Annotated in this window: 28 protein-coding genes; 11 read left to right on the forward strand and 17 right to left on the reverse strand. The window is 72.5% G+C overall.

Annotated elements, in window-relative coordinates; all coding sequences use genetic code 11:
• Positions 1 to 130: 130 nt before the first annotated feature.
• Entirely contained in the window at positions 131 to 760 is a 630-nt protein-coding gene (locus SLAV_RS15445; RefSeq protein WP_030230770.1) for a sigma-70 family RNA polymerase sigma factor, read from the reverse strand.
• A 390-nt stretch (positions 761 to 1,150) separates the two neighbouring features.
• Positions 1,151 to 1,762 (reverse strand): response regulator transcription factor, encoded by a 612-nt coding sequence (locus SLAV_RS15450; protein ID WP_003948568.1) that lies wholly within the window; start codon positions 1,760 to 1,762, stop codon positions 1,151 to 1,153.
• Positions 1,763 to 2,142: 380 nt separating this feature from the next.
• Here SLAV_RS15450 and SLAV_RS15455 point away from each other — a divergent pair, with 380 nt between their 5' ends.
• Entirely contained in the window at positions 2,143 to 2,469 is a 327-nt protein-coding gene (locus SLAV_RS15455) for a WhiB family transcriptional regulator (protein WP_030230767.1), read from the forward strand.
• 85 nt (positions 2,470 to 2,554) lie between these two features.
• Here SLAV_RS15455 and SLAV_RS15460 read toward each other — a convergent pair whose 3' ends face one another.
• A complete protein-coding gene (locus SLAV_RS15460) occupies positions 2,555 to 3,457 on the reverse strand; it encodes a LysR family transcriptional regulator (RefSeq protein ID WP_030230765.1) in 903 nt (300 codons plus the stop codon).
• 160 nt (positions 3,458 to 3,617) lie between these two features.
• Between SLAV_RS15460 and SLAV_RS15465 the strand changes: the two genes are divergently transcribed.
• Both SLAV_RS15465 and SLAV_RS15470 read left to right on the forward strand, forming a co-directional pair.
• Positions 3,618 to 4,391, forward strand: coding sequence for an SDR family NAD(P)-dependent oxidoreductase (locus SLAV_RS15465; protein WP_030230763.1), 774 nt, complete (start codon positions 3,618 to 3,620; stop codon positions 4,389 to 4,391).
• Positions 4,392 to 4,475: 84 nt separating this feature from the next.
• Positions 4,476 to 5,174, forward strand: coding sequence for an ester cyclase (locus SLAV_RS15470; protein ID WP_030230761.1), 699 nt, complete (start codon positions 4,476 to 4,478; stop codon positions 5,172 to 5,174).
• A gap of 150 nt (positions 5,175 to 5,324) precedes the next feature.
• On the opposite strand, the gene groL is transcribed toward SLAV_RS15470, so the two are convergent.
• The gene (gene groL, locus SLAV_RS15475; RefSeq protein WP_030230759.1) at positions 5,325 to 6,953 is read right to left on the reverse strand and encodes a chaperonin GroEL; all 1,629 of its coding nucleotides are present in this window, start codon (positions 6,951 to 6,953) and stop codon (positions 5,325 to 5,327) included.
• Positions 6,954 to 7,086: 133 nt separating this feature from the next.
• Positions 7,087 to 7,395 (reverse strand): co-chaperone GroES, encoded by a 309-nt coding sequence (groES, locus tag SLAV_RS15480; RefSeq protein ID WP_030230757.1) that lies wholly within the window; start codon positions 7,393 to 7,395, stop codon positions 7,087 to 7,089.
• Positions 7,396 to 7,697: 302 nt separating this feature from the next.
• On the opposite strand from groES, the gene SLAV_RS15485 reads away from it, so the two are divergent.
• The 5 genes from SLAV_RS15485 to SLAV_RS15505 all read left to right on the forward strand — a co-directional run bounded on the left by SLAV_RS15485 (position 7,698) and on the right by SLAV_RS15505 (position 13,025).
• Positions 7,698 to 8,141, forward strand: a complete 444-nt coding sequence (locus SLAV_RS15485) for a DUF6234 family protein (protein ID WP_030230755.1) — start codon at positions 7,698 to 7,700, stop codon at positions 8,139 to 8,141.
• Between the two features lie 92 nt (positions 8,142 to 8,233).
• Entirely contained in the window at positions 8,234 to 8,914 is a 681-nt protein-coding gene (locus SLAV_RS15490) for a response regulator transcription factor (RefSeq protein ID WP_030230753.1), read from the forward strand.
• The gene (locus SLAV_RS15495; protein ID WP_030230752.1) at positions 8,907 to 10,274 is read left to right on the forward strand and encodes a sensor histidine kinase; all 1,368 of its coding nucleotides are present in this window, start codon (positions 8,907 to 8,909) and stop codon (positions 10,272 to 10,274) included. Before SLAV_RS15490 ends, SLAV_RS15495 begins: the two co-directional genes overlap by 8 nt.
• A gap of 133 nt (positions 10,275 to 10,407) precedes the next feature.
• Positions 10,408 to 11,637 (forward strand): LCP family protein, encoded by a 1,230-nt coding sequence (locus tag SLAV_RS15500; RefSeq protein ID WP_100660886.1) that lies wholly within the window; start codon positions 10,408 to 10,410, stop codon positions 11,635 to 11,637.
• Positions 11,625 to 13,025, forward strand: a complete 1,401-nt coding sequence (locus SLAV_RS15505; protein WP_030230742.1) for an FtsW/RodA/SpoVE family cell cycle protein — start codon at positions 11,625 to 11,627, stop codon at positions 13,023 to 13,025. Before SLAV_RS15500 ends, SLAV_RS15505 begins: the two co-directional genes overlap by 13 nt.
• 333 nt (positions 13,026 to 13,358) lie before the next feature.
• On the opposite strand, the gene SLAV_RS15510 is transcribed toward SLAV_RS15505, so the two are convergent.
• Positions 13,359 to 13,898 carry a PadR family transcriptional regulator gene (locus SLAV_RS15510; protein ID WP_037687447.1) on the reverse strand — a complete coding sequence of 180 codons (540 nt, stop codon included), beginning with the start codon at positions 13,896 to 13,898 and terminating at the stop codon, positions 13,359 to 13,361.
• A gap of 84 nt (positions 13,899 to 13,982) precedes the next feature.
• On the opposite strand from SLAV_RS15510, the gene SLAV_RS15515 reads away from it, so the two are divergent.
• A complete protein-coding gene (locus SLAV_RS15515) occupies positions 13,983 to 14,759 on the forward strand; it encodes an alpha/beta fold hydrolase (protein ID WP_030230737.1) in 777 nt (258 codons plus the stop codon).
• 152 nt (positions 14,760 to 14,911) lie between these two features.
• On the opposite strand, the gene SLAV_RS15520 is transcribed toward SLAV_RS15515, so the two are convergent.
• Positions 14,912 to 15,805 (reverse strand): polysaccharide deacetylase family protein, encoded by an 894-nt coding sequence (locus SLAV_RS15520; RefSeq protein WP_051841008.1) that lies wholly within the window; start codon positions 15,803 to 15,805, stop codon positions 14,912 to 14,914.
• On the reverse strand, positions 15,802 to 16,743 hold the full coding sequence (locus SLAV_RS15525) for a polysaccharide deacetylase family protein (RefSeq protein ID WP_037687444.1): 942 nt from the start codon (positions 16,741 to 16,743) through the stop codon (positions 15,802 to 15,804). The genes SLAV_RS15520 and SLAV_RS15525 overlap by 4 nt, the downstream gene beginning before the upstream one ends.
• A gap of 90 nt (positions 16,744 to 16,833) precedes the next feature.
• On the opposite strand from SLAV_RS15525, the gene SLAV_RS15530 reads away from it, so the two are divergent.
• Entirely contained in the window at positions 16,834 to 18,018 is a 1,185-nt protein-coding gene (locus SLAV_RS15530; protein ID WP_030230729.1) for a THUMP-like domain-containing protein, read from the forward strand.
• On the opposite strand, the gene SLAV_RS15535 is transcribed toward SLAV_RS15530, so the two are convergent.
• From SLAV_RS15535 to tsaB, 5 genes are read right to left on the reverse strand one after another with little or no spacing between them, the layout of a single operon-like run.
• Positions 18,015 to 18,674, reverse strand: a complete 660-nt coding sequence (locus SLAV_RS15535; RefSeq protein ID WP_234333631.1) for a hypothetical protein — start codon at positions 18,672 to 18,674, stop codon at positions 18,015 to 18,017. The two genes, SLAV_RS15530 and SLAV_RS15535, sit on opposite strands and share 4 nt — an antisense overlap.
• A 47-nt stretch (positions 18,675 to 18,721) precedes the next feature.
• Positions 18,722 to 18,994 carry a hypothetical protein gene (locus SLAV_RS15540; protein ID WP_030230725.1) on the reverse strand — a complete coding sequence of 91 codons (273 nt, stop codon included), beginning with the start codon at positions 18,992 to 18,994 and terminating at the stop codon, positions 18,722 to 18,724.
• Complete coding sequence (tsaD, locus tag SLAV_RS15545; RefSeq protein ID WP_030230722.1) at positions 18,991 to 20,166, reverse strand: tRNA (adenosine(37)-N6)-threonylcarbamoyltransferase complex transferase subunit TsaD; 1,176 nt, start codon at positions 20,164 to 20,166, stop codon at positions 18,991 to 18,993. The genes SLAV_RS15540 and tsaD overlap by 4 nt, the downstream gene beginning before the upstream one ends.
• Positions 20,159 to 20,695, reverse strand: coding sequence for a ribosomal protein S18-alanine N-acetyltransferase (gene rimI / locus SLAV_RS15550; protein WP_030230720.1), 537 nt, complete (start codon positions 20,693 to 20,695; stop codon positions 20,159 to 20,161). Before rimI ends, tsaD begins: the two co-directional genes overlap by 8 nt.
• On the reverse strand, positions 20,692 to 21,354 hold the full coding sequence (gene tsaB, locus SLAV_RS15555; protein WP_030230717.1) for a tRNA (adenosine(37)-N6)-threonylcarbamoyltransferase complex dimerization subunit type 1 TsaB: 663 nt from the start codon (positions 21,352 to 21,354) through the stop codon (positions 20,692 to 20,694). Before tsaB ends, rimI begins: the two co-directional genes overlap by 4 nt.
• Before the next feature lie 136 nt (positions 21,355 to 21,490).
• On the opposite strand from tsaB, the gene SLAV_RS15560 reads away from it, so the two are divergent.
• Complete coding sequence (locus SLAV_RS15560; RefSeq protein ID WP_078950357.1) at positions 21,491 to 22,048, forward strand: hypothetical protein; 558 nt, start codon at positions 21,491 to 21,493, stop codon at positions 22,046 to 22,048.
• Between the two features lie 83 nt (positions 22,049 to 22,131).
• Here SLAV_RS15560 and SLAV_RS41025 read toward each other — a convergent pair whose 3' ends face one another.
• The 4 genes from SLAV_RS41025 to alr all read right to left on the reverse strand — a co-directional run bounded on the left by SLAV_RS41025 (position 22,132) and on the right by alr (position 25,346).
• Positions 22,132 to 22,317 (reverse strand): hypothetical protein, encoded by a 186-nt coding sequence (locus tag SLAV_RS41025; protein ID WP_158740688.1) that lies wholly within the window; start codon positions 22,315 to 22,317, stop codon positions 22,132 to 22,134.
• 173 nt (positions 22,318 to 22,490) lie between these two features.
• Positions 22,491 to 23,054, reverse strand: coding sequence for a tRNA (adenosine(37)-N6)-threonylcarbamoyltransferase complex ATPase subunit type 1 TsaE (tsaE, locus tag SLAV_RS15565; protein WP_030230711.1), 564 nt, complete (start codon positions 23,052 to 23,054; stop codon positions 22,491 to 22,493).
• On the reverse strand, positions 23,011 to 24,213 hold the full coding sequence (locus SLAV_RS15570) for an alpha/beta fold hydrolase (protein ID WP_030230708.1): 1,203 nt from the start codon (positions 24,211 to 24,213) through the stop codon (positions 23,011 to 23,013). The genes tsaE and SLAV_RS15570 overlap by 44 nt, the downstream gene beginning before the upstream one ends.
• Positions 24,210 to 25,346, reverse strand: coding sequence for an alanine racemase (gene alr / locus SLAV_RS15575; RefSeq protein WP_030230705.1), 1,137 nt, complete (start codon positions 25,344 to 25,346; stop codon positions 24,210 to 24,212). The genes SLAV_RS15570 and alr overlap by 4 nt, the downstream gene beginning before the upstream one ends.
• Between the last annotated feature and the right edge of the window lie 47 nt (positions 25,347 to 25,393).

A 25,393-nucleotide genomic window follows, 5' to 3' on the forward strand; every position in this document is an offset into this window, starting at 1 on the left:
CTCAGCGCGGATGTCCATGCTAACGGGATCCCGACGCGTCTCATTCCACGACCAAGGTCAAGCAGAAGTTTCGTCGTTTCCTACGAGCGATCGCACGGTCGGGAGTCGCACGGCGCGGCCGCGCGGCTCCTCACTGTTCCGCGAGCGCGCGCAGCCGGCTCAGCGCCCGGTGCTGCGCGACCCGCACCGCGCCCGGGGACATCCCGAGCATCTGGCCGGTCTCCTCGGCGGTCAGGCCGACGGCCACCCGCAGCACCAGCAGCTCGCGCTGGTTCTCCGGCAGGTTGGCCAGCAGCTTCTTGGCCCAGGCGGCGTCGCTGCTGAGCAGCGCCCGCTCCTCGGGTCCCAGCGAGTCGTCCGGCCGTTCCGGCATCTCGTCGGACGGCACGGCCGTGCTCCCCGGGTGCCGCATGGCGGCCCGCTGGAGGTCGGCGACCTTGTGCGCGGCGATGGCGAAGACGAAGGCCTCGAAGGGCCGGCCGGTGTCCCGGTAGCGGGGCAGTGCCATCAGGACGGCGACGCAGACCTCCTGCGCCAGGTCCTCCACGAAGTGACGAGCGTCACCCGGGAGCCGCGAGAGCCGGGTGCGGCAGTAGCGGATGGCGAGGGGGTGCACGAAGGCCAGCAGGTCGTGCGTGGCCTGCTCGTCGCCCTCCACCGCACGGCGCACGAGCGCGCTGACGGCCCCGGCGCTGCCGCCCTTGGCGGCGCCGGTGGGTGCTGTGGCCGTGGGGGACCCCAGGGCCTCGTCGTCGCGCATCAATCCATGGTGCCTTGGCGCCGGAGCATTCGCGGCACCGTGGTCCGTGTTGTGCATCGAAGCGTTATGAGCGGGTGCGCCGGAACTCATCATGTGCGCCCTCCCCTCCGCTCGGCCCGAATCGTCGCCCCCGGGGCCCCGGGGACTCGACCTCTCCAAGAATGCGGCACACCACCAAGGATGCGGCATCGCGCCCGAAGCGACACGTCCCCCGGATTGTGCACCGCCAACCCCCGCCGGGTCACCGGGTACGACGCGACGTACGACGGTGTCCGCGCGGCGCCGCCGGCGGGGCGGCGGGCGCCTCCCCGCGGGGGCCGGGACGCCCGCCGCCCCGCCCGCCGGCGGCGGACGGGACCGCCGGGGACGGCCGGCCCGGGATCCGGCAGGTCAGCGGACGAGGCCCCAGCGGAAGCCGAGTGCCACCGCGTGCGCCCGGTCCGAGGCGCCGAGCTTCTTGAACAGCCTGCGGGCGTGGGTCTTGACCGTGTCCTCGGAGAGGAAGAGCTCGCGCCCGATCTCCGCGTTGGAACGGCCGTGGCTCATGCCCTCCAGCACCTGGATCTCGCGCGCGGTGAGCGTGGGCGCGGCGCCCATCTCGGCCGAGCGCAGCCGGCGCGGGGCCAGTCGCCAGGTCGGGTCGGCGAGGGCCTGGGTGACCGTGGCCCGCAGTTCGGCGCGCGAGGCGTCCTTGTGCAGGTAGCCGCGGGCGCCGGCGGCGACCGCGAGGGCCACCCCGTCCAGGTCCTCGGCGACCGTCAGCATGATGATGCGGGCGCCCGGGTCGGCGGACAGGAGCCGGCGGACCGTCTCGACACCGCCCAGCCCCGGCATCCGTACATCCATCAGAATCAGGTCGGAGCGGTCGGCACCCCAGCGGCGGAGGACTTCCTCGCCGTTGGCAGCCGTCGTCACACGCTCGACGCCGGGCACGGTGGCAACCGCGCGACGGAGCGCCTCTCGGGCAAGCGGGGAGTCGTCGCAGACGAGGACGGAAGTCATGACCGCCCTCCGCAGCTGCTGATGCGCGTCACCTTGAGCCTCCAGGCTGGTACGTATCGTCACCTGTGCGATCGATGCCCTCGGACACCTGTCCGGGAACTTCTCGTTTCAACCGCACTCGCTCTCTCAACGATGGTCACTCGAAAGAGTTACGGGTCGGACGGACACCTTCGGCACTCTACGTGAGGAAGCGATCACGGCGCCGGAGCCACGAGCCAGCTGTCCTCCATCTGGAGCTATGCCCTATTTGGCGGCTTTTCTTCCGTTTGGCATGTGTCTGAGGCTAGATTCCCAATGAGTCATATTTACATCTACTACGACAGTAGGTGTGGAGACATGGACCGTATCCGCCTCAGTACCGGCACCAAGAGGGACTACCCATGGCAGATTTCTCCCGCCTCCCCGGACCGAACGCCGACCTCTGGGACTGGCAGCTGCTGGCTGCCTGCCGCGGGGTCGACAGCTCCCTGTTCTTCCACCCGGAGGGCGAGCGGGGTGCGGCCAGGAGTGCGCGCGAGGCCTCCGCTAAAGAGGTCTGCATGAGATGCCCGGTGCGTTCGGAATGCGCCGCGCACGCACTCGCCGTCCGTGAGCCCTACGGGGTGTGGGGCGGCCTCACCGAGGACGAGCGCGAGGAGCTGATGGGCCGCGCGCGGCACCGGCTGATCCCCGCGTCGAGCACGATCGGACCCATCGCCCCCCACTGACCGCCGAGCGGCGGCAGAGACGCCCGAAGGAACGTTTCACCTGAACTCCCGCCCTCCCCCGGCCGCGCGCCGGGCGGGGCGGGGGTCAGCGTGCGGCGGCCCGCACCAGTTCGCCCAGGGTCGCCGCCACCGCGGGCACCCGCGCCAGGTCGGGCAGCGTCAGCGCCACGACCTCCCGCTCGACCGCGGGCTCCACGGCCAGGGTGCTCACGCCCTTGGCCCGTACGGACTCCACCGCCAGCTCCGGCAGCACCGCGACCCCGAGCCCCGCCCCGACCAGACCGACCACGGCGGGGTAGTCGTCGGTGGCGAAGTCGATGCGCGGGGTGAAGCCCGCGCCCTCGCACACCTCCACCAGGTGGCGGCGGCAGCGGGGGCAGCCCGCGATCCAGGGCTCCTCGGCCAGTTCCGCCATGCCCACCCGCTCGGCGCCGGCCAACCGGTGCCCCTCGGGGACCAGCCCGACGAGCCGGTCGGTGAGCAGGGGGGTGACCACCAGGTCCTCCCACTCGGCCGCCGCCCCGGCCGCCCCGCCCCCGTAACGGAAGGCCAGCGCCAGGTCGCAGTCGCCCTCGCGCAGCATCTCCACCGACCGCGGCGGCTCCGCCTCGACCAGCGAGATGCGGGTGCCGGGGTGCGCGGCGCGCATCGCCGCGAGCGCGGTCGGCACCAGGGTGGAGCTCCCGCTCGGGAAGGAGACGAGCCGGACCCGCCCGGCGCGCAGCCCGGCGATGGCCGCGACCTCCTCCTCGGCCGCGGTCAGTCCGGCCAGGATCCCGGCCGCGTGCCGCACCAGGGCCTCGCCGGCCTGGGTCAGCCGCATCTCGCGGCCGGTGCGGATCAGCAGCGGGGTGCCGGCCGACTGTTCGAGGGCCTTCATCTGCTGGGAGACGGCGGGTTGGGTGCAGCCGAGCTCGCGGGCTGCGGCGGAGAAGGACCCGGTCCCGGCGACAGCGCGCAGGACCCGGAGATGGCGTGCCTCAATCACGGTTCGAGCATAAGCCCGACTTTGACCGTGGCGCCAATGTCATGGAGCCCCTTTGAGCTCGGGCCCACTTCCGGTGACGCCGCGGAGCCGGAAGATCACGAGTGCGTAGCCACCCGCCCGCAGGGGCGCCCGGGCCGGACGGGGCGGCTAGGTTGCGCACATGACGACTGCGTTGATTACGGGATCCACGGCGGGCATCGGCGCCGCCTTCGCCCGCCGGCTGGCCACCCAGGGACACAACCTCGTGCTGGTGGCCCGCGACACCGAGCGGCTGGCCGAGCAGGCCACCGAGCTGCACGACCGGCACGGCATCGAGGCGGAGGTGCTGAGCGCCGACCTCTCCACGGAGCGGGGCATCGCGGCGGTCGAGGCCCGCCTCGGGGACCGCACGCACCCCGTGGACCTGCTGGTCAACAACGCGGGGTTCGGCAACAAGGGCCGCTACCTCGACGTCTCGATGGCCGACGAGCTGGCCATGATCAAGGTGCACGTCGAGGCGGTGCTGCGGCTGACCTCGGCGGCGACGGAGTCGATGCGCTCGCGCGGGCGCGGCGGGGTGGTGAACGTGGCCTCGGTGGCGGCCTTCGTGCCGCGCGGCACCTACGGCGCGAGCAAGGCGTGGGTCGTGCAGTTCACCCAGGGGGCGGCACGGGACCTCGCGGGTTCGGGGGTGCGGCTGATGGCCCTGTGCCCGGGGTTCGTGCGGACCGAGTTCCACCAGCGGGCGGGCATGGGGACGGACAACATCCCGGGCTGGCTGTGGCTGGACGCCGACAAGCTGGTGGCGGCGGCCCTGGCGGATCTGGCGCGCGGCAAGACCGTGTCGATCCCCGACCCCCGGTACAAGGCGCTCATGGGAGTGGTGAAGCTGACGCCGCGCGGCATCCTCGGCGGCGTGTCCTCCCGCACCGGGCGCAAGTACGGCCCCCAGTAACCGGTGTGACTCACAGGTAAGCCTACCAAGTGGGTGAAATCTCCCTAAACTGGACGTGTCCCACCCACCGCAGGAGGCGACGCGATGACATTCGTACAGGTGATCGATTACGAGACGAAGCGGTTCGACGAGATGAACGCGCTCATCGACCGCTACGCGGAACAGACCAGCGGCAGGCGCACGGTCACCCACACCATGATCGGCCGGGACCGCGACGCGCAGACGCACTACGTCGACCTCGTCGAATTCCCCTCCTACGAGGAGGCCATGAGGAACTCTCACCTCCCGGAGACCGACCGGATGTTCCAGGAGATGGTGGCCCTCTGCGAGGGAATGCCGAAGTTCATGAACCTCGACGTCGTCCGGGACGAGTACCTCAACAAGCTGGTCGCGAACCGGGTCTTCGACGAGATCGCCGAAAAGGGCAACTTCGACGTCATCGAGGAGTGCGTCGCGGCCGGATTCGTCACGCACGACATGATGGACACGCAGGGCCGCGGCAACGGCCGGGACGGGATGCGGCGGACCATCGGCATGTGGCGGGACGCGTTCGACTTCTCGTTCGAGAAGACGCACCAGATCGCCGAAGGGGACTGCGTCACGACGCTGTGGAACTGGAAGGGCACCCACAAGGGCGAGTTCATGGGGGTCGCACCGACCGGCAAGGAGGTCAGCATGTCGGGATGCATGACCTGCCGGATCGAGAACGGCCAGATCGCGGAGGACTGGTGGTACTACGACGCCCCCGGTCTGATGCGCCAGCTGGGCATGATGCCCGGCTGACCGGACGCCCGGACGGCACCGACTGCGCGGAGAGCGCGCGGGGCGCCGCGGGTACGGAACGCAAGAGGCCCTGGTCACCCCCGCTCGGCAGCGGTGACCAGGGCCTTCTCACGCGTCAGGCGGCGTCAGCGACGTCGCGCGGCGTCAGCCTCAGTGGCTGTGGCCGTGACCGTGGCCGTGACCGGCGTCGGCCTCTTCCTCGGCCGGCTTCTCGACGACCAGGGTCTCGGTCGTGAGCAGCAGGGAGGCGATGGAAGCGGCGTTCTCCAGCGCGGAGCGGGTGACCTTGACCGGGTCGATGACGCCGGCCTTGACCAGGTCGCCGTACTCGCCGGTGGCGGCGTTGAAGCCCTGGCCCTTTTCGAGCTCGGCGACCTTGGCGGTGATGACGTAACCCTCCAGGCCGGCGTTCTCGGCGATCCAGCGCAGCGGCTCGACGGCGGCGCGGCGCACGACGGAGACGCCGGTGCCCTCGTCGCCGGTCAGGCCGAGGTTGTCGTCGAGGATCTTGACGGCGTGGACGAGCGCGGAGCCACCGCCGGAGACGATGCCCTCCTCGACCGCGGCGCGGGTCGCCGAGATGGCGTCCTCAAGGCGGTGCTTCTTCTCCTTGAGCTCCACCTCGGTGGCGGCGCCGACCTTGATGACGCAGACGCCGCCGGCGAGCTTCGCCAGGCGCTCCTGCAGCTTCTCGCGGTCCCAGTCGGAGTCCGTGGACTCGATCTCGGCCTTGATCTGGTTGACGCGGCCCGCGACGTCAGCGGCGTTGCCGCCACCGTCGACGATGGTCGTGTCGTCCTTGGAGATGGTCACGCGGCGCGCGGAACCGAGGACGTCCAGACCGGCCTGGTCGAGCTTGAGGCCGACCTCCTCGGCGATGACGGTGGCACCGGTGAGGGTGGCCATGTCCTGGAGCATCGCCTTGCGACGGTCGCCGAAGCCGGGGGCCTTGACGGCGACCGCGTTGAAGGTGCCGCGGATCTTGTTGACGACGAGGGTGGAGAGCGCCTCGCCCTCGACGTCCTCGGCGATGATCAGCAGCGGGCGGGAACCGCCGGCCTGGATGACCTTCTCCAGCAGCGGCAGGAGGTCCTGGATGGAGGAGATCTTGCCCTGGTTGATCAGGATGTACGGGTCGTCGAGGACGGCCTCCATACGCTCCTGGTCGGTCACCATGTACGGGGAGAGGTAGCCCTTGTCGAAGGCCATGCCCTCGGTGAACTCCAGCTCCAGGCCGAAGGCGTTGGACTCCTCGACGGTGATGACACCGTCCTTGCCGACCTTGTCCATCGCCTCGGCGATGAGCTCGCCGACCTGCTGGTCCTGCGCGGAGAGCGCGGCCACGGCGGCGATGTCGGACTTGTCCTCGATCGGACGGGCGGTCGCGAGGAGGTCCTCGGACACGGCCTTGACCGCGGCGTCGATGCCCTTCTTCAGGGCGGCCGGGGAGGCGCCGGCGGCGACGTTGCGCAGACCCTCGCGGACCAGCGCCTGGGCCAGCACGGTGGCGGTGGTGGTGCCGTCACCCGCGATGTCGTTGGTCTTGGTCGCCACCTCCTTCACGAGCTGGGCGCCCAGGTTCTCGTACGGGTCGTCCAGCTCGACCTCGCGGGCGATGGTGACACCGTCGTTGGTGATGGTGGGCGCGCCGAACTTCTTGTCGATGACGACGTTGCGGCCCTTGGGGCCGATCGTCACCTTGACCGTGTCGGCAAGCTTGTTGACGCCGCGCTCAAGGGCGCGACGAGCGTCCTCGTCAAACTTCAGAATCTTCGGCATGGGAGCGGTTCCGCCCTCTCGTTGCGACCCTCGGCCGCTCACCGCGACCGGATGGAAACGAACTACGCCCCTCGCCGCCCGGCATCAGCAGGGTGACCAGGGGCGCAGCTCAAAGCAAAACTGGAGAAGTGAATTACTTCTCGACGATCGCGAGCACGTCGCGGGCCGAGAGGACGAGGTACTCCTCGCCGCTGTACTTCACTTCGGTGCCGCCGTACTTGCTGTACAGCACGATGTCGCCGACGCTGACGTCCAGCGGGAGACGCTGGCCGTCCTCGAAGCGACCCGGACCGACCGCGAGGACGACGCCCTCCTGGGGCTTCTCCTTCGCGGTGTCCGGGATGACCAGGCCGGAGGCCGTGGTCTGCTCGGCGTCGAGCGGCTGGACCACGATGCGGTCCTCAAGCGGCTTGATGGCAACCTTGGAGCTGGCGGTCGTCACGATCCGACCTCCCCCTTCGGAGATCCGGGGTTAACTGTCTGAGGTGGCGACCAGGTCGATCCGTCGTCGCGGGTGCCGGACCTGCCTGTCGCTGTGTTGGCACTCACCGGGGGCGAGTGCCAGGTGTGACACTATTCCGGCGATTAGCACTCGGTCAAGCGGAGTGCCAATCCAGCTCGCGCGGCGTCGTCATCCGGCCGTGCCTTGGCCGAGAACCCGTGAGGCACGTGTGGGGTACCCACGGGTGCGCGTAGGTATCCGTACTCAGGTGAATACGCCGGCCGGCGCACGAGACTGCCGTCATGACGAGACCGACACCACGGGCACGCGGCGAACGCGAACGCACCGGATCCCACTGGATCGCGGACATCGCGCGCGCCCTGCTGCTGACGCTGCTGGAGGCCGTGGCCGTCACCGCGGGCCTCTACGTGGCGGCCATCGCCGCCTGGGACACCCAGGGCGGCGGCGACGACCCCCGCACGGTCGTGATCGTGCTGCTGGTCGGGCTGCTGCTGGCGGCCGTGGCCACCGCGGTCGTCTCGGGCCGCGCCTTCCGCCGCCGCGCACCCGTCACCGGATGCGTCCAGGCACTGGTGTGCGCGGCCCTGCTCGCGGGCGCCGCCGGCATCGCCTACCAGTCCCGCGACCACCTGGGGCAGCAGACGCCCGCGCCCTCGTCCCCGTACCGGGGCACGTACGGCCAGTGCTTCAGCGGCGGCGACTCCCACGAGTGTCCGGGCGGCTGACGCGGCCGGTGGGCGCGACCGGTGTGCGGGACCGGTGTGCGGGACCGGTGTGCGAAAGCGGGCTGCGGGACCGGTGTGTGAGAGTGGAAGCCGTGCGCATCCTCGTGGTCGAAGACGAAGAGAACCTGGCCGAGTCCCTCCGCCAGGGCCTGTCCGCCGACGGCCACCGCGTGGAGGTCGCCCACGACGGCCACCGCGGCCTGGAACTGGCCCTCACCGGCGGCCCGTACGACGCCGTGCTCCTGGACCTGATGCTCCCCGGCCTCGGCGGCGCCGAGATCTGCGCCCGGATGCGCGCCCACGGCGTCCCCACCCCCGTCCTGATGCTGACCGCCAAGGACGGCGAGCAGGACGAGGCCGAGGGCCTCGACGCGGGCGCCGACGACTACCTCACCAAACCCTTCTCCTTCGTCGTGCTCGGCGCCCGGCTGCGCGCCCTCGCCCGCCGCGCCGCCGCCCCCGAGCCCACCGTGCTGCGCGCCGGCGACCTGGTCCTCGACCCGCAGGACCGCCGCTGCCGCCGCGGCACCCACGACATCGAACTGACGGCGCGCGAGCTCGGCGTCCTCGCCTGCCTGATGGAGCGCCCCGGCCGGGCCGTCGCCAAACAGGACATCCTCGACGAGGTGTGGGACGCCCCCCACGACATCGACCCGAACATCGTCGAGGTCTACGTCTCCTCCCTGCGCAAGAAGATCGACGCCCCCTTCGGCCGCCGCTCCATCCTCACCGTCCACGGCACCGGCTACCGGATGGCCCCCGACGGTGGTTAGCAGCGTCCGCGCGCGGGCCGCCCTGGCCGCCGCCCTCGCGATGGCCGCCGTCCTGGCCGGAGGCGGACTGTGGCTGTACACCCTCATGCGCGCCAACCTCCTCGACAACACCACCGGCCGCACCGAGCTCGCCGCCCGCAAGGTCGCCGCCCAGCTCGACACCCGCACCCTCCCGCCCGGCGGACGGCTGCCCGCGCCGGAGAGCGGCGTGGACCTGGTCCTCGTACGGGACCCGGCCGGGCGGACGGTCTCCACCAGCGGCGGCCCGCAGGACGTCCCCGGCCTCTCCGCCCTGCACCCCGCGCCGGGCCAGGACTCCCGCTCCGTCGTGCTCGCCCCCGCGAGCCCCGGCGCGGAACGGCGGGTGGCCGTCGTCGTCGAGGCCCCCGCCGCCGGCGGTCCGCACACCCCCTACGCCGTCTACGCGATGACCGTGCTCAGCGACGTCGACGACGCCACCCGCGCCATCGCCCTCGGACTGCTCGCAGGCGCGCCCCCGCTGATCGCCTTCGCGGCGGCCCTGGCCTGGTGGGTCACCGGTCAGGCGCTGCGGCCCGTCACCGCGATCCGCACGGAGCTCGCCGCCGTCACCGCGAGCGAGCTCGACCGGCGCGTCCCCGACCCGGGCGGCGCCGACGAGATCGCCCGGCTGGCCCGGACCGTCAACGACACCCTCGACCGGCTGGAACGCTCCGACGCCCGCCAGCGCCAGTTCACCGCCGACGCCTCGCACGAGCTGCGCAACCCCCTGGCCGCCGTCCGCGCCCGGCTGGAAGTCGCCCTCGCCCGGCCGAGCCCCGACCGGGAGTCGGTGTCCGCCGCGCTGGCCGACACCGAACGGCTCCAGCGGATCGCCGCCGACCTGCTGCTGCTGGCCCGCCTCGACGGCGGGCCCGCGCCGCGCCCCGAGCCCGTCGACCTCGCGCTGCTCGCCGCCGAGGACGCGGCCCGGCGGCCCGCGCCCCGGGTGCCGCTGCGGCTGGCCGCGCCCGCGCCCGTACCGGCGTACGGGGATCCGGCGCGGCTGGAGCGGGCCCTGGCCAACCTGGTCGACAACGCCCTGCGGTACGCCCGCTCCGGGGTCCTGGTCCGGGCCGCCGCCGCCGAGGACGGCTGGGCGGTGCTGGAGGTGGCGGACGACGGTCCGGGCATCCCGGAGGCGGACCGGGACCGGGTCTTCGAGCGGTTCGTGCGCCTCGACGCGGACCGGGGGCGGGCCGGGGGCGGGACCGGGCTGGGCCTGGCCATCGCCCGGGAGATCGCCCGGGCGCACGGGGGCGACGTACGCGCGCTGCCGGCCCGGGAGGGGGCTCCGGGCGCCAGGCTGGAGCTGCGCCTGCCCACGCGGCGCCGCGGCTGAAAACCGCCGCCTGCCGCACGGCGGGGGTGCTTCGGGGGCGGGCTGCGGGGGGCTGCCGGGGCGGGGCCACGGGGGCGGGCTGCGGGGGCGCGCTCAGGATTCCTTCAGCGGGCCTGCGCCAGCATCGGCAGGCATGAGCGCGCATAGGAGGAAGACCAGCCGCCGCCGGCCCTCGCCGCGGCGGATCGGGCGCACCCTGCTGATCACGGGCTGCGCGCTGACGGTGATGGCGGGCGGCACGGCCTGGTACCTGTACCGGGACCTCGCGTCGAGCATCGGCAGCTCCAAGGCCCTGGAAGGTGCCGAGAGATCGGCACACGGGGACCTGAACATCCTGCTCATCGGCCTGGACAGCCGCCGCGACCAAAACGGCGACCCGCTGCCCGAGGCGGTCCTCGACCAGCTGCACGCGGGCAGTTCCGACATCGGCGGCTACAACGCCAACACCATGATCCTGCTGCACGTGCCGGGTGACGGCAGCCGGGCGAAGGCCTTCTCCATACCGCGCGACGACTTCGTGGACCTCTCCGGCGTGCCCGGCCACGGGAAGGACAAGATCAAGAAGGCGTACGGGCTGGCGAAGGCCGCGAAGGAGGACCAGCTGACGGCGCAGGGGGTGAACGACCGCCGAAGGCTGGAACACGAGGGGCGCGAGGCGGGGCGCAAGGCCCAGATCGACACGGTGCGCAGCTTCCTGGGCGTCCCGGTCGACCACTTCGCCGAGCTGAACCTGGCCGGTTTCTACCACTTGGCCGACGCGCTGGACGGCGTACCGGTGTGCCTGAGGAAGCCGGTGAAGGACAAGTACTCGGGCGCCGACTTCCCGGCGGGCCGCCAGACCCTCAACGGCAAGGAGTCGCTGGCCTTCGTACGGCAGCGGCACGGGCTGGAGATGGGCGACCTGGACCGGACGAAGCGGCAGCAGGCGTTCCTGGCGGGCGCGACGCAGAAGCTGAACTCGGCCGGGACCTTCACGGACCCGGCGAAGCTGCTCAAGCTGATCGACACCGCGAAACAGGACGTCGTGACGGACGCGGGCTGGGATCTGCTGGCCTTCGTGAAGCAGGCGAAGAACCTGTCCGGGGGAAAAGTGCAATTTACGACACTTCCCGTGGAGGGCTTCGGAAGGAACCATGGGGAGGACATCAACGTCGTAGATGATATGAAGATAAAGCGCCTCATTGCAGAGCAGATCGGTCCCCAGGCCACTGCGAGCCCGAGTGCACCGGGCGCCGCCTCCTCAGCCCCCTCCCCGCCCCCTCCCTCCCCCTCGTCCTCCCCCGCCGCGTCACCGTCGGCACCCCCCTCCTCCGGGGAACGGCCCGGCACCATCGACGGCGGCGGCATACCGTGCGTGGACTGAGGCCCCTGACGGTCTCGGGTGCGCGCCGCCGCACCGAGGCACTGCTCCTGCTCCTCGTCATCGGCATCGCCGTCTTCGGCCACGTGAGCGCCGGGCTCGCGATGAACGGGGAGCTGCCGCAGCAGCTCCTCAGCTTCGTCATCAGCCTGACGCTGCTGTCCCTGGTGGGACACCTGGGCATCCGCCGGTTCGCGCCGTACGCCGACCCGCTGATCTTCCCGCTCGCCATGCTGCTGACCGGGCTCGGCCTGGTGCTGATCCACCGCCTCGACCAGGGGTACATCGAGCGGTACGGCTCCGACGCGAACGCGCCCGGCCAGCTGATGTGGACGGTGGTCGGGGTCGCCGCCTGCATCCTGGTGCTGGCACTGCTGCGCGACCACCGGCTGCTCCAGCGGTTCATCTACATCACGATGGCCATCGCGTTGGTGCTGCTGATCGCGCCGGCGTTCTTCGGCGCGGACACGTACGGCGCGAAGCGCTGGATCATCCTCTTCGGCTTCTCGCTTCAGCCCGGCGAGTTCGTGAAGATCATGATCGCGATCTTCTTCGCGGGCTACCTGGTCATCCACCGGGATTCGCTGGCCCTGACGGGCCGGAAGTTCCTGGGCATGCGGCTGCCCCCGATGCGGCAGCTCGGCCCGATCGTCACGGTGTGGATCGTGTCCATGCTCGTCCTCGTCTTCGAGCGCGACCTGGGCACCTCGCTGATCTTCTTCGGCGTCTTCGTGGTGACGCTCTACGTGGCCACCGAGCGCACCAGCTGGATCGTGTGCGGTCTGCTCATGGCGGCGGTGGGCGCCTTCGCGGTGGGGTCGACCGAGCCGCACGTGAAGGCCCGCGTCGCGGCGTGGCTCAACCCGCTCTCCTACTACTGGGAGGTCCGCCCGCCGGGCGTCACCTCCAGCCAGTCGGCGCAGGCGCTGTTCAGCTTCGGCACCGGCGGCGTCTCGGGCACCGGCCTGGGGATGGGCCACCCCGAGCTGATCGGGTTCGCGGGCCGCAGCGACTTCATCCTGACGACGGTCGGCGAGGAACTGGGCCTGGCCGGCGTCATGGCCGTCCTGGTCCTCTACGCCCTCCTCGCGCAGCGGGGCCTGCGGATGGCGCTGGCCGCGCGGGACCCGTTCGGCAAGCTGCTCGCGGTCGGCCTCGCCTCGGCGCTGGCGCTCCAGGTCTTCGTGGTCGCGGGCGGCGTCACGGGGCTGATCCCCCTGACCGGCAAGGCCCTGCCCTTCCTGGCGAAGGGCGGCTCCTCCCTCCTGGCCAACTGGATCATGATCGCCCTTCTCCTCCGCATCAGCGACAGCGCGGAACGCCAACGCGAGGCCGACGCCCGGGGCCCGGCGGAAACGACCATCACCCCGGTGGTGGTGGCGGGTCGGTGAGGGGGCGGGGGCCCGGGGCGGGAACACCCGCCGGGAGCGGCTTACCCGCACGAAACGGCGACCAGAGCGCCCTGGAACGCACCCAGCCGCACCAGATCGCTACCCGCTCCTCATTTCTCGGCGTCCGGCGGCCGTCTTGGGCTGATTACCCGCACGAAACCGGCCGAACCGGTGTCACGATCGGCCGATGCTGCGAAGCGAGGAGCGGGCGCCCTTGTGGGTGAGGACGGCCCGGGTCTCGTCCGGGTCGGGCGCAAAGCTCCTGGTCGCGGGCCTCCAGGTCGCCGCCGGCCGTGTCGTGCTGCATCGCGACCCGACCGCCGGCCTGGAGCGTCAGTTCGTGTCGGCCACGGAGGTGAGCGCCTTCAGGGTGGTGTCCAACCAGTGCAGCTCGGTGCGGCTGGTGGCACGGGCGATGGTCAGCAAACCCTGGCGGAAGGGGTCGTCGAACTCCTCGGCACCGAGCGGGCGTTCACCCTCGTAGAAGAAGCTGCTCGGCTCCTGGAGGAAGGCCAGGCGGCGGCGGAGGACCGCCGCTTGCCGGTCGGGGTCCTCCAGGTGGCCCAGGAAGGCCAGGACGGTGAACCAGTGGTTCTCGTCGCTGATCTCGACGCCGTCGGCCTCACGCAGGCGTCGGCGCAGGTCGTCCCGGCCCGCGCCGGTCAGGGTGAGGACGTGTCGGGGCGCCGCCCGGGCGCCGGGCTCGGTCTGCCGGCTCAGCAGCCCGGCCTTCTCCAGTCGCTTGATGGCCGGATAGAGCGTGCCGTCGGCGATCGGCCGGACATGGCCGGTGAGATGCGCGACGCGCCGCTTCAGCTCGTAGCCGTGCAGCGGCTGCTCGTACAGGAAGCCCAGGATCGCCAGTTCCAACACCACGCCATCATGCCTCACCACCCTCTATATATCGGCGCCGATGTATAGTCTCGGCGATGCTTTCGGATGGATGGAGGAGGAGTCGTGCGTGACGCTCAGGTGACCCCCGAAGGGGCGCGAATCCGCTGGGTGGAGATGCCCGGAGACCCCCGCCGCGCCACCCGCGTCTACCTGCACGGGCTCGGCGCCTCCGCCGCGCCGTACTTCGCGGCCTCCGCCGCGCACCCCGCCCTGGCCGGCCACCGCTCGCTGCTGGTCGACCTGCTGGGCTTCGGCATCAGCGACCGCCCCACCGACTTCGCCTACACCCTGGAGGACCATGCCGACACCGTGGCGGCGGCCCTGGAGGCGGCCGAGGTCCAGACGGCGGACGTCATCGGGCACAGCATGGGCGGCGCGGTGGCCATCGTGCTGGCCGCCCGCCACCCGCACCTGGTCGGCCGGCTCGTCCTGGTCGACGCCGCCCTCGACCCGGTGCCCATAGCTCACGGCCTGCCCGGAGCGAGCGGCATCGCCGCCTATACGGAGGAGGAGTTCCTGGTCGGCGGGTGGCGCCGGGTTCGCGAGAACGCCGGGCCGCACTGGTGGTCCACCATGCGGCTGGCCGGGCGCGAGGCGCTGTACCGCAGCGCGACGCACCGGGCCCTCGGCACCGAGCCCGCCCTGCGCGACACGCTGCTGGCCCTGCCGATCCCGCGCGCCTACCTGCGGCCGGAGGCCGACCAGCCGCTTCCCGGCGCGCAGGAACTCGCCGAAGCGGGAGTCGAGGTGGTGTCGATCCCGGACTGCGGGCACAACATCATGCTGGACAACCCGGAAGCCTTCGCCCGGGCCACCGCCCACGCCCTGCGTGAGACCTGAGAGCGCGTTACAGGCAGGAGCACGCGCGCCGGGACCGACGCCGGTGCGGCTCCGACCGCCGCGCGATCATCCGCGCCCGGCTGCCGTGCAGGGTGGTCCGGTCACCCTTTCGCGGGGGTGAGGGGCGAGGGGGAAAGCGGGCCCGGGGACCGTTATACGTAGTCCTCCAGGCGGGCGATCTTGTAGCCCTGCTGCTGGATGTGCTGGAGCATGCGGGTGGTCATCTGGGTTTCCGTCGTGCCCTTGAGTTCCGAGGGGCCGCGGAAGTGGGCCAGGATGATGTCGCCCGGCTTGAAGGCGGAGCCTTCGCTGTACTGGAAGTCGTTGATCTGCATCGACTCACGCCACAGGAAGACCGAGGAGATCCCGCACTCGGAGGCTGCCTTGAGGGTGTCGTCGTTGTAGTTGCCGTACGGCGGCCGGAAGGCGGTCGGGCGCTTGCCGAAGCGCTTCTCCAGGCGGTCCTGCTGCCCGCAGATCTCCTTCTTCTGCGCCGCGAAGGGCAGCGTGCGCAGGTTCGGGTGGGTCAGCGTGTGGTTGTTGATCGTGCTGCCCGAGCCGTTGTCGCGGAGCTTCTCGAAGTACGAGTAGTCCGCCGACGCGATGTTGTCGGTCAGGAACATGCTGATCGGCAGCTTCAGATCGGCCGCCATCTTCAGGAACTCCGGGTCCTTCTCGGCTCCGTCGTCGAAGGTCAGGAAGACGACCTTGTCCGTCGCCGGGACGGGTATTCGGTCCAGGACGACCGGCTTCCCCGGTGCCGCCTTGGGGAGTTGGGGCTTCTGCGCGGGCTTGGGGGCGTACTGGAGGGGGGCGGTCAGACCCCACTTCTTGTACGCCTCGTCCGCCGGCGTCCCCGCCGACGCGGAGGCCCCGGGGGCCGCGGAGGGCCGCGCCGACGGGGAGGCCGAGGCCGTCCCCGTCTCCGTCGCGGTCTTGCGGCCCAGTCTCTCGATGGGATCCACGCTGTTCCCGCACCCCGTCAGGGACAGCGCGAGCGCGCCGGCCGTCAGCGTCCCGGCTACGAACCGGCGCGCGTACTTCACAGGTAATCCTCCAGCCGAGCCACGGCGTACCCCTTGTCCGTGACGGTCTTCATGACATGACGGATCATGTCAGGCATCGTGCCCTTCCAGTCCTCCCGGCCCCGGAAGTGGGTCAGGATGATGTCACCGGGGTGGAGGTCCCTGTCCCATTCGCGGTAGTCCATCCGGTTCACGAAGGCCTCCGCGTTCCACAGCGGTACCGCCTTGATGCCGCAGGACTTGGCCGCGCGCAGCGTGTCCTGGTTGTAGTTGCCGTACGGCGGCCGGAAGAGGGTCGGGCGCTTGCCGAACTGCTTCTGGATGGTGTCCTGTTGGCCGCAGATCTCCTCGCGCTGCTGTTCGTAGGAGAGCGCGGGCATGTAGCGGTGGTTCAGGGTGTGGTTGTTCAGGGTGACGCCCGCGTCCTGCATCCCCTTGAAGTAGGGGTAGTTGTCGCGGACGAGGTAGTCGCTGAGGAACGCCGTGTACGGGATCTTCAGCTCCTGCATCATCCTGACGAACTCGGGGTCCTTCTCCGCGCCGTCGTCGATGGTCAGGAAGACGACCTTGTCCTCCGTCGGGACGGTGGTGAAGACCGGCGGGAGCTCGTCCTGGTCCTCGACCTCGAAGCCCTCCCGGGTGGTGATCTCGGGCTTCGTCTTCGGCGCGGCCGGGGCCATGAGGGGCGTCTTGAGCAGGCCCCACTTCTTCGCGGCGGCGACCCGGGCCTGCTGGGCGGCCTTGAGCTGCTCGGCGGAGTTGGCGAGGGCGCCCGCCGCTCCGGGGCCCGCTTCGCCGGCCTTGGTCTTGGCCGGCGCCGCCCGGTCCGCGGCCCCGCAGCCCGTGCCCAGGGCGGCGACGAGCAGCGCCGCCACCGCGACCCCGTACCGGCCGCGCGGACGGACCGCGGACCGGTGACCATACTGCGCAGTATTTCCCTTTTGTCGTACTAGCTGCATAGCAGCGGATCCTTACACCGCGCAGCGCCCCTCGGCAGCCGACACCACGGCCGGAGGCCGCCCTTCCCCCGGCTGGCCGACAATGGGACGGTGACCCCCGAAGACTTCGCCGCGCTCCTCACCCCCGAGGGCCGCGCGCTCCTCGACTCCCTCCGTGACTACGACCCCGGCCAGGAGCTCGCCGTCGCCACCCGGCTGCGCCGCGAGCACCCCGCCCCGCTGGTGTCGGCGGCGCTCGGGCAGGCCCGCCTGCGGCAGCGGGCGGTGGCGAAGTTCGGGGCCGAGGACGCGTTCCGGATGTACTTCACGCCCGGCGGCGGCGAGATGGCCACCCGCGCCTCGGTGGCCTCGTACCGCGCCGGGCGGCTCGCGGCGCTGGGCGTACGGAGCGTCGCGGACCTGTGCTGCGGGATCGGCGGGGACGCCCTGGCGCTGGCCAGGCTCGGGATCCGGGTGCTGGCGGTGGACCTCGACCCGCTGACGGTGGCCGTCGCCCGGGCCAATGCCGAGGCGCTGGGGCTGGCGGACCTGATCGAGGTGCGCGAGGCCGATGTGACGGAGGTCGACGCGTCCTCGTACGAGGCCGTCTTCATCGACCCGGCGCGCCGTGGCGGCCGTGGGCGGATCTTCGACCCGGAGTCGTACTCGCCGCCGCTGTCCTGGGCCGTGGAGGCCGCCCGGGCCGCGAAACACGCCGCCATCAAGATCGCCCCCGGGATCCCGCACGAGGCGGTCCCCGCGGAGGCCGAGGCCGAGTGGATCTCCGACCACGGGGACGTGAAGGAGGCCGTGCTGTGGTTCGGCACCGCCCCGGGCACGATCCGCGCCACCCTGCTGCCCGGGCCCCGCGAGCTGCTGACCGCCGATCCGCTGCCGGATCCGGAGGCGGGCCCGGTGGGCCGCTACCTCTACGAGCCCGACGGGGCCGTGATCCGCGCGCACCTCGTCGCCGAGGTGGCCGCACGGCTGGACGGCCGGCTCATCGACCCGACCATCGCCTACGTCACCGCCGACGAGCTGCGCCCGACGCCGTACGCGACCGCGTACGAGATCACGGACGTACTGCCCTTCGGGCTGAAGAAGCTCAAGGCGCTGCTGCGCGAGCGCGAGGTCGGGATCCTGACGGTGAAGAAGCGGGGTTCGGCGATCGAGCCGGAGGAGCTCCGCAAGAAGGTGAAGCCGCAGGGTCCGAACGCGGCGACGGTCTTCCTCACCCGGGTGGGCGGCGCCCCGTCGATGCTGATCGGGTCACCCGCCACCCAGCCGGCCGGCTAGCCCGCCACGTCCGACAGGACCGGCCGGCGGCGGGCGGCCGCCGGGGCGGGGCGGCCGGCGCGGGCCGCCCAGCGGAGGTGGGTGGCCGCCTTGGCCGCGCCCAGCAGCCCCGTGATCCACAGGATCATGCCGAGCCCCACGAAGCCGACGACCTCCCCGTACGCCGTCGCCCCGGGCCGTACCCCGGCCGCCGCCGCGAAGGCCGTCCAGAGCCCGCAGGCGCCCAGGGCCAGGGAGGCGCCCAGCCACACCAGGCTGCGCACCGGCGCCCGCAGGGCGGGGTCGACGACGGGCTCGCGCCCGGCCTCGACCCAGCCGCACAGCAGCTCGTGCTCGCGCCGCTCGCGCCGGGCGCCCCGTACGAACCAGATCCCGGCGGGCACCAGCACGCCCACCGCGGTCGCGGCGAAGACGGCCCCGAACAGGGACTCCACGGGGTCGGCGGCCTCGAAGGAGGTCACGGCCAGGCCGACGAACGCCCAGCCGAGCGCGAAGGCCGCCGCCACCGCCCAGAGCAGGGCCAGCCGGCCCAGGCCCAGGCCGCGCCGGCTCAGGTCGGCGAGGAAGCGCGCGCGGTCGGCCCGTACGACGGTCTCGTCCAGCCACTCGCGCAGGTGCGCGGGCGGCGGCGGGGGCGGGAGCTCACGGCCAGTCATGCGCATGACCGTAGCCCCGGCCGCTCCAGCCCCGCTCGACGCGCGCCTCAGCCGCCGCTGACCTCGACCGACTCGAACCGCCAGCGGTGCACGGCGCGGGTGATCAGGTCCGCGGCCGGCTCGGGCAGTTCGGGCAGCTCCGCGGCGAGTCCCTCGGGGGCCTCCCACCAGGTGATGACGAGGACCCGGTCCTGGGCGGCCCGCAGGATCTCGCGGCGCACCGGTTCCCGGGCCAGGACCTGGGCGCGGGCCCACTCCAGCAGCTCGTTGCCGCGGCCGGTGGCGGCCCGCGCCTCCCACATCAGGGCGACGGTGCTCACGAGTACAGGTTGTCCTTGCTCAGCTCGTGCACGTGGTCGTGATCGTGGCCGTGCCCGTGGCTGTGCCCGTGGCCGCCCCCGTGGCCGTCGCCGCCCTCGTGCTCGTGTTCGTGCTCGTGTTCGTGGGACGTTCCCGGCACGTGCGGATCCGTCACCGGCAACGAGGAGTCGGCGGACAGGTCCCAGTCGGAGGCCGGCCGGTTGCGCTTGACCATCTCCGCGCCCAGCGCCGCGACCATCGCGCCGTTGTCCGTGCACAGCTTCGGCCGCGGCACCCGCAGGATGATCCCGGCGGCGTCGCAGCGCTCCTGGGCGAGCGAGCGCAGCCGCGAGTTGGCGGCGACGCCGCCGCCGATCATCAGGTGGTCCACGCCCTCGTCCTTGCACGCGCGGATCGCCTTGCGCGTCAGCACGTCCACCACGGCCTCCTGGAAGGACGCCGCCACGTCGCGCACCGGCACCTCCTCGCCCGCCTTGCGCTTGGCCTCGATCCAGCGGGCCACCGCCGTCTTGAGGCCGGAGAAGGAGAAGTCGTACGCCGCGTCGCGCGGCCCCGTCAGCCCGCGCGGGAAGTTGATCGCCTTGGGGTCGCCCTCGCGCGCGAGCCGGTCGATGACCGGGCCGCCGGGGAAGCCCAGCTGGAGCACCCGGGCGATCTTGTCGAAGGCCTCGCCCGCCGCGTCGTCGATGGTCGCGCCGAGCGGCCGGACGTCACTGGTGATGTCGGGGGCGAGCAGCAGCGAGGAGTGCCCGCCGGACACGAGCAGGGCCATGGTCGGCTCCGGCAGCGGCCCGTGTTCCAGCTGGTCGACGCAGATGTGCGAGGCCAGGTGGTTGACCCCGTAGAGCGGCTTGCCCAGCGCGTAGGCGTACGCCTTCGCCGCCGAGACGCCCACCAGCAGCGCCCCCGCGAGGCCCGGACCGGCCGTGACGGCGATGCCGTCGAGGTCGCGGGCGCTGACCCCGGCCTCCTTCAGGGCGCGTTCGATGGTCGGGACCATCGCCTCCAGGTGGGCCCGGGAGGCCACCTCGGGCACGACCCCGCCGAAGCGGGCGTGCTCGTCGACGCTCGACGCGATCGCGTCCGCGAGCAGGGTGGTGCCGCGGACGACGCCGACGCCGGTCTCGTCGCAAGAGGTCTCGATGCCGAGGACGAGAGGTTCGTCAGCCATGGGTCTCACTGCTCTCAGGGTGCTCAGGGTGCTCAGGGTCGGTCTTCGTCTGTGCGGGGTCGGTCAGGCGCATCACGAGCGCGTCGACGTTGCCCGGCTGGTAGTAGCCGCGCCGGAATCCGATCGGCTCGAAGCCGAAGCGCTCGTAGAGCCGCTGGGCGCGGGTGTTGTCCACCCGGACCTCCAGCAGCACCTCGGCGCACTCGAAGTCGGTCGCGGCGCGCAGCAGTTCGGTCAGCAGCCGGGCGCCGAGTCCGGTGCCCCACTGGTCGCGGGCCGCCGCGATGGTCTGTACGTCGCCCAGGTCGCCGGCGGAGGCGAGCCCCGCGTAGCCGACTATCCGGCCGTCGGAGGGGTCTTCCGCGACGACGTAGCGGCGGGTGGCCCGCGGTCCGCGCGCGTGGGTCAGCTCGGACCAGAACATCCCGGCGGACCAGGCGTCGTCGGGGAAGAGCTCGTGCTCCAGCTCCAGCACCGGCTCGATGTCCCACCAGCGCATTTCCCGGAGCACCGCGGTCACGGCCGTCACTGCGGGGTGACCACCTTGTAGTTCTTGGGGACCTGCGCGTCGGGCCGGCGCAGGTAGAGGGGCGTCGGCGGCAGGAACGTCCCGCCCTGCGCGAGCCGCTCGGCCGCGAGGGCCGCCAGGGCCGCCGCCGACTGGTGCACGGGGCCGCGCGCGTCGGGGAACACCTCGGGGTAGAGCTGCGCGCCCTGGCCGACGGCGGGGAGGCCCGCCACGCGCTCGGCGATGTCGGCGGGGCGGTCGACGGCGGGCTCGCCGGTCCGGGTGCGGGGGTCCTCGTAGCGCGCCCAGTAGACCTCCTTGCGCCGCGCGTCGGTGGCGACGGTGAAGGGGCCCTCGATCCCGGCGGCGCCCGCGGCGTAGGCGAGGCCGTCGAGGGTGCACAGGCCGTGCACGGGGACGCCGAGGACGGAGGCGAAGGTGGAGGCGGTGACCAGGCCGACGCGCAGTCCCGTGTAGGGGCCGGGGCCGACGCCGACGACGATGCCGGTGACGGCTTCGAGCTTCACCCCGGCCTCGGCGAGGACCGCCTCGACGGAGGGCAGCAGGAGCTCCCCGTGGCGGCGGGCGTCGACCTGGTTCGACTCGGCGAGGACGGCCTCCCCGTCGTGCAGGGCGACGGTGACGGCGGGCGTGGCGGTATCTACGGCAAGCAAGAGCACGCGAACAGCCTACGACTCCCGGGCCCCGGGGCCTTGCGGCCGGTCACGGCGGAGCCCGGCTGCTACCTTTCGACCGGGGACACGACCGGGGGCCCACCCCCGGGTCGACGGCGCAGGCGCAAAGAGGTGGAGCAAGGTGGCACGCAGCAGCTCGGGAATCGTGGCCGGGCTCACCGTCGCGGCGCTCGCCGCGATCGGCTTCCTCGGCTGGCAGGCCTCGGCGACCGCGCCGGCGCACCCCGCGAAGGCGGCTCCGCAGGCCCCCGCCGCGCCGCAGAACCAGCCCCCGGCCAAGCAGGACCCGGCGAAGCCCGTGGCGGTGCCCGCCGATTCGGGCACCGGGATGCGGGTCGTGTACTCGGTGTCCCAGAAGCGGGTGTGGCTGGTCGCGGAGGACGGCCGGGACCCCAGGTCGTTCACGGTGACGCCGAGCACGGTGCACCCGGCGCCCGGCAGCTACGTGGTCGGCTCGCGGTCGGGCACGGTCACGGGCACGGACGGGGTGCCGATCGAGCACGTCGTGCGGTTCGCCAGCACGGACGGCATCGCGATCGGCTTCAGCGCGCGCGTGGACGGCTCGATGCCGGCGCCGGACCCCGCGAAGAAGGCCGGCGGCATCCGGATGACCCGCGCCGACGGTGACGCGATGTGGGCGTTCGCGACGATCAGCTCGAAGGTCGTCGTCGTTCCCTGACGCCGCTCAGGGCGCGGCGCACCGCCCCGCCCCGCGCACCACGCCCCGCCGACCCGTCCGGGGATTCACCCGAACGGGGTCTTTCAGGCCGCTTCCGACTCCGGGGCGGCCTGTTGTGCGTGCGGCCCGGCGGGTGCCGCCCCGCCCTGCGGTGCGGGGTCCCGGTCCGCCCGTCCGGGCGGCGTCGACACCGCCGTGGCGGCCACGCCCGCCGCGAGCAGGGCCCGCATGGACACGACGGGCGCTCGCTCTGCTCCTGCTGCCGACATGGCTGCCTCCTGAGACCCCGGGACGCTGTACTTAGGTAGACCTAACCAACGCTCGGTACCATGTCATCACGCGGCCCCACACCTGCGCAATATCTTCCCGACGGCTTGTCGGTACGTCGTGGGCGCAGCGCCGGTCCACAGGGGGCGGGCGAGGGGGGCTTACGGCGTCGCGCCTACCGTCCGGCCGCCCCGGTGAGTGCCGCGAGCTCCGCGCCGGACCAGCGCGCCCCGACGCCGCGCAGCGCGACCTCGCGCACGTCGTCCAGGACCTCCTCGTGGCCCACGGCCCGGCCGATCACCACGTGCAGGCGGTCGTCGGAGAGTTCCTCCACCTTGCCGTCGCCCCACTCCACGACGACCACGGACTCGGGCAGCGAGACGTCGAGGTCCAGGTCCTCCATCTCCTCCAGCCCGCCGCCGAGCCGGTAGGCGTCCACGTGCACCAGCGGCGGTCCGTCGCCCAGGGACGGGTGCACCCGGGCGATCACGAAGGTCGGCGAGGTCACGGCCCCGCGCACGCCCAGCCCCTCCCCCAGGCCCCGGGTCAGGGTGGTCTTGCCCGCGCCGAGCTCCCCGGTCAGCAGGACGAGGTCGCCGGGGCGCAGCAGCCCCGCGATCCTGCGGCCCAGCTCCTGCATGGAGGCGGGCGAGTCGACGGTGACGATGGTTTCGGCGGCGGCCTCGGCCAGGGCCTCAGCCGCCGGGCTGCGCGGTGCTTCCCGCGGTACTTCTTCCATGCGCCCCAACGTTAGTCGGTGCGGGGACGGCTCCGGTGCGCGCCAGGAGGTCGGTCAGCAGGCCGGTCACGATGTCCGGGCGCTCCAGCATCATCAGGTGCCCGGTGTTCTCCAGCACGACCAGGTCGGCGGCCGGCAGCGCCTCCTTGATCGACACGCTGTGCTCCGCGGGGATGATCATGTCCCGGTCCCCGGCGATGACGGTGACCGGGATGTCCGCGAACCGCTGGAGGGCTTCGGTCTTGTCGTGGGCCTGGAAGGCCGGGTAGAACTCGGCGACCACGTCGATCGGGGTCGCCTCGATCAGCCGCTCGGCGAAGCGGGCCACGCCCGGATCCACGTCCCGCGAGCCGAACGAGTACATCTTGATCATCCCGGCGAAGAGGTCGGCGGTGGCCCCGCGGGCCTTCTCCACCAGCTCCACCTGGGAGCCGAGGGCCCTGAGCACGCCGGGCAGGATCCTGCGCACCGCGCCCTGCCCCACGGAGGGCAGCCCGTACGTCACCTGGTCGAGCCGTCCGCTGGAGGTGCCCACCAGGGCCACCCCGGTCACCCGGTCGCGCACCAGCTCCGGGAACTGCTCGGCGAGGGCCATGACGGTCATCCCGCCCATGGAGTGGCCGACGAGGACCAGCGGGCCCTCGGGCGCGGTGGCGTCGATGACGGCCTTGAGGTCGCGGCCCAGCGCTTCGATGGTCACCGGCTCGCCGTCGGCCTGGGCCAGGCCCCGGGCGCTGCGGCCGTGGCTGCGCTGGTCCCAGTAGACGGCCCGGACGACCCCGCGCAGCGCGGCGCGCTGGAAGTGCCAGGAGTCCTGGCCCAGGCAGTAGCCGTGGCAGAAGACGACGGTGGTCCCGGCGGTGGGGGACGAGCGGCGCAGGCGGCGCTTCTTGCCGGCCGGCTCGGGCGGCAGCTCGTCGGTCTCGTAGTAGAGCTCGGTGCCGTCCTCGGCCCGGCAGGCGCCCTCGGTCCCGCGCAGGGAGCCGTAGTCCCCGGCGGCGTCGAGCGCCAGCCGGGCCTTCATGCGGATGCCCCGTCCCACGGTGATCCTTTCGACCGCGACACCGGCCGCGGCGCCCGCCGCTATGACACCGATGGCGGCGCCGGCCCAGCCGGCCTTGCGCCAGTTTTCGCTCACGACGTCGCCGTCCTCACTCAGCCGCCCAGGTACACCCGGGGCACCCGACCTCCGATACGGGTGACGATCTCATACGCGATCGTGTGTGCCGCTTGAGCCCAGTCCTCGGCGGTGGGTTCGCCGCGCTCCGCGTCGCCGAAAACGACGGCCTCGTCGCCGGGCTCGGCGAGGTCCTCGCCGAGGTCGACGACGAACTGGTCCATGGCGATCCGGCCCGCGGCCCGGCGGACCTTGCCGCCGACGAGCACCGGCCCGCGGCCGGAGGCGCAGCGCGGCAGGCCGTCCGCGTAACCGGCGGGGACCAGCGCGAGGTGCGTCTCGGCCTCGGTGACGTAGTGGTGGCCGTAGCTCACGCCGTGCCCGGCGGGGACGGACTTGACCAGGGCGAGCGAGGCCTTGAGTCGCATGGCGGGACGCAGTCCGAGCTGGGCGGGGGTGCCGAGCTCGGGGGCGGGCGAGACGCCGTAGACGGCCAGGCCGGTGCGGACGAGGTCGTAGTGGCTCTCGGGGAGGGTGAGGGTGGCGGGCGAGTTGGCGATGTGCCGGACCTCGGGGTCGACCCCTTCCTTCTCCGCGTAGGCGAGCATGTCGCGGAAGGCTTCGAGCTGGAGCCGGATGGAGGGGTGGCCGGGCTCGTCGGCGCAGGCGAAGTGCGACCAGACGCCGGTGACCTGGACGGTTCCTTCGGCCTGCGCGGCGACGGCCGCGCCGACGAGCTCCGCCCAGTCGGCGGGCTGGCAGCCGTTGCGGCCGAGGCCGGTGTCGGCCTTGAGCTGGATCCGGGCGGTGCGGCCGGCCGCGCGGGCGGCCTCCCGTACCTCGTCCAGGGCCCACATTCCGCTGACCGACACGTCGATGTCGGCCTCGATGGCCTCCCGCCAGGGGCCGCCGGGGGTCCAGAGCCAGCACATGACGCGCCCCTCGATGCCGGCGGCGCGCAGGGCGAGCGCCTCCTCGGGGGTGGCGGTACCGAGCCAGGTGGCGCCGGCCTCCTGGGCGGCACGGGCGCAGGGGACGGCCCCGTGCCCGTAGGCGTTCGACTTGACGACGGCCATGAGCTGGGCCCGGGGCGCCCGTGCGCGCAGGGCGCGCACGTTCTCCCGTACCGCGTCAAGATCGATCTCGGCGTACACGCGCATCGGAGTCTCGTTCATCGCCCACAGTCTCTCAGAACCCCCGCCCCGCCCCGATCTCCACCCGC

Origin of the sequence: Streptomyces lavendulae subsp. lavendulae, from assembly GCF_002803845.1 — a bacterium.
In the GTDB taxonomy this organism is placed as follows: domain Bacteria; phylum Actinomycetota; class Actinomycetes; order Streptomycetales; family Streptomycetaceae; genus Streptomyces; species Streptomyces lavendulae.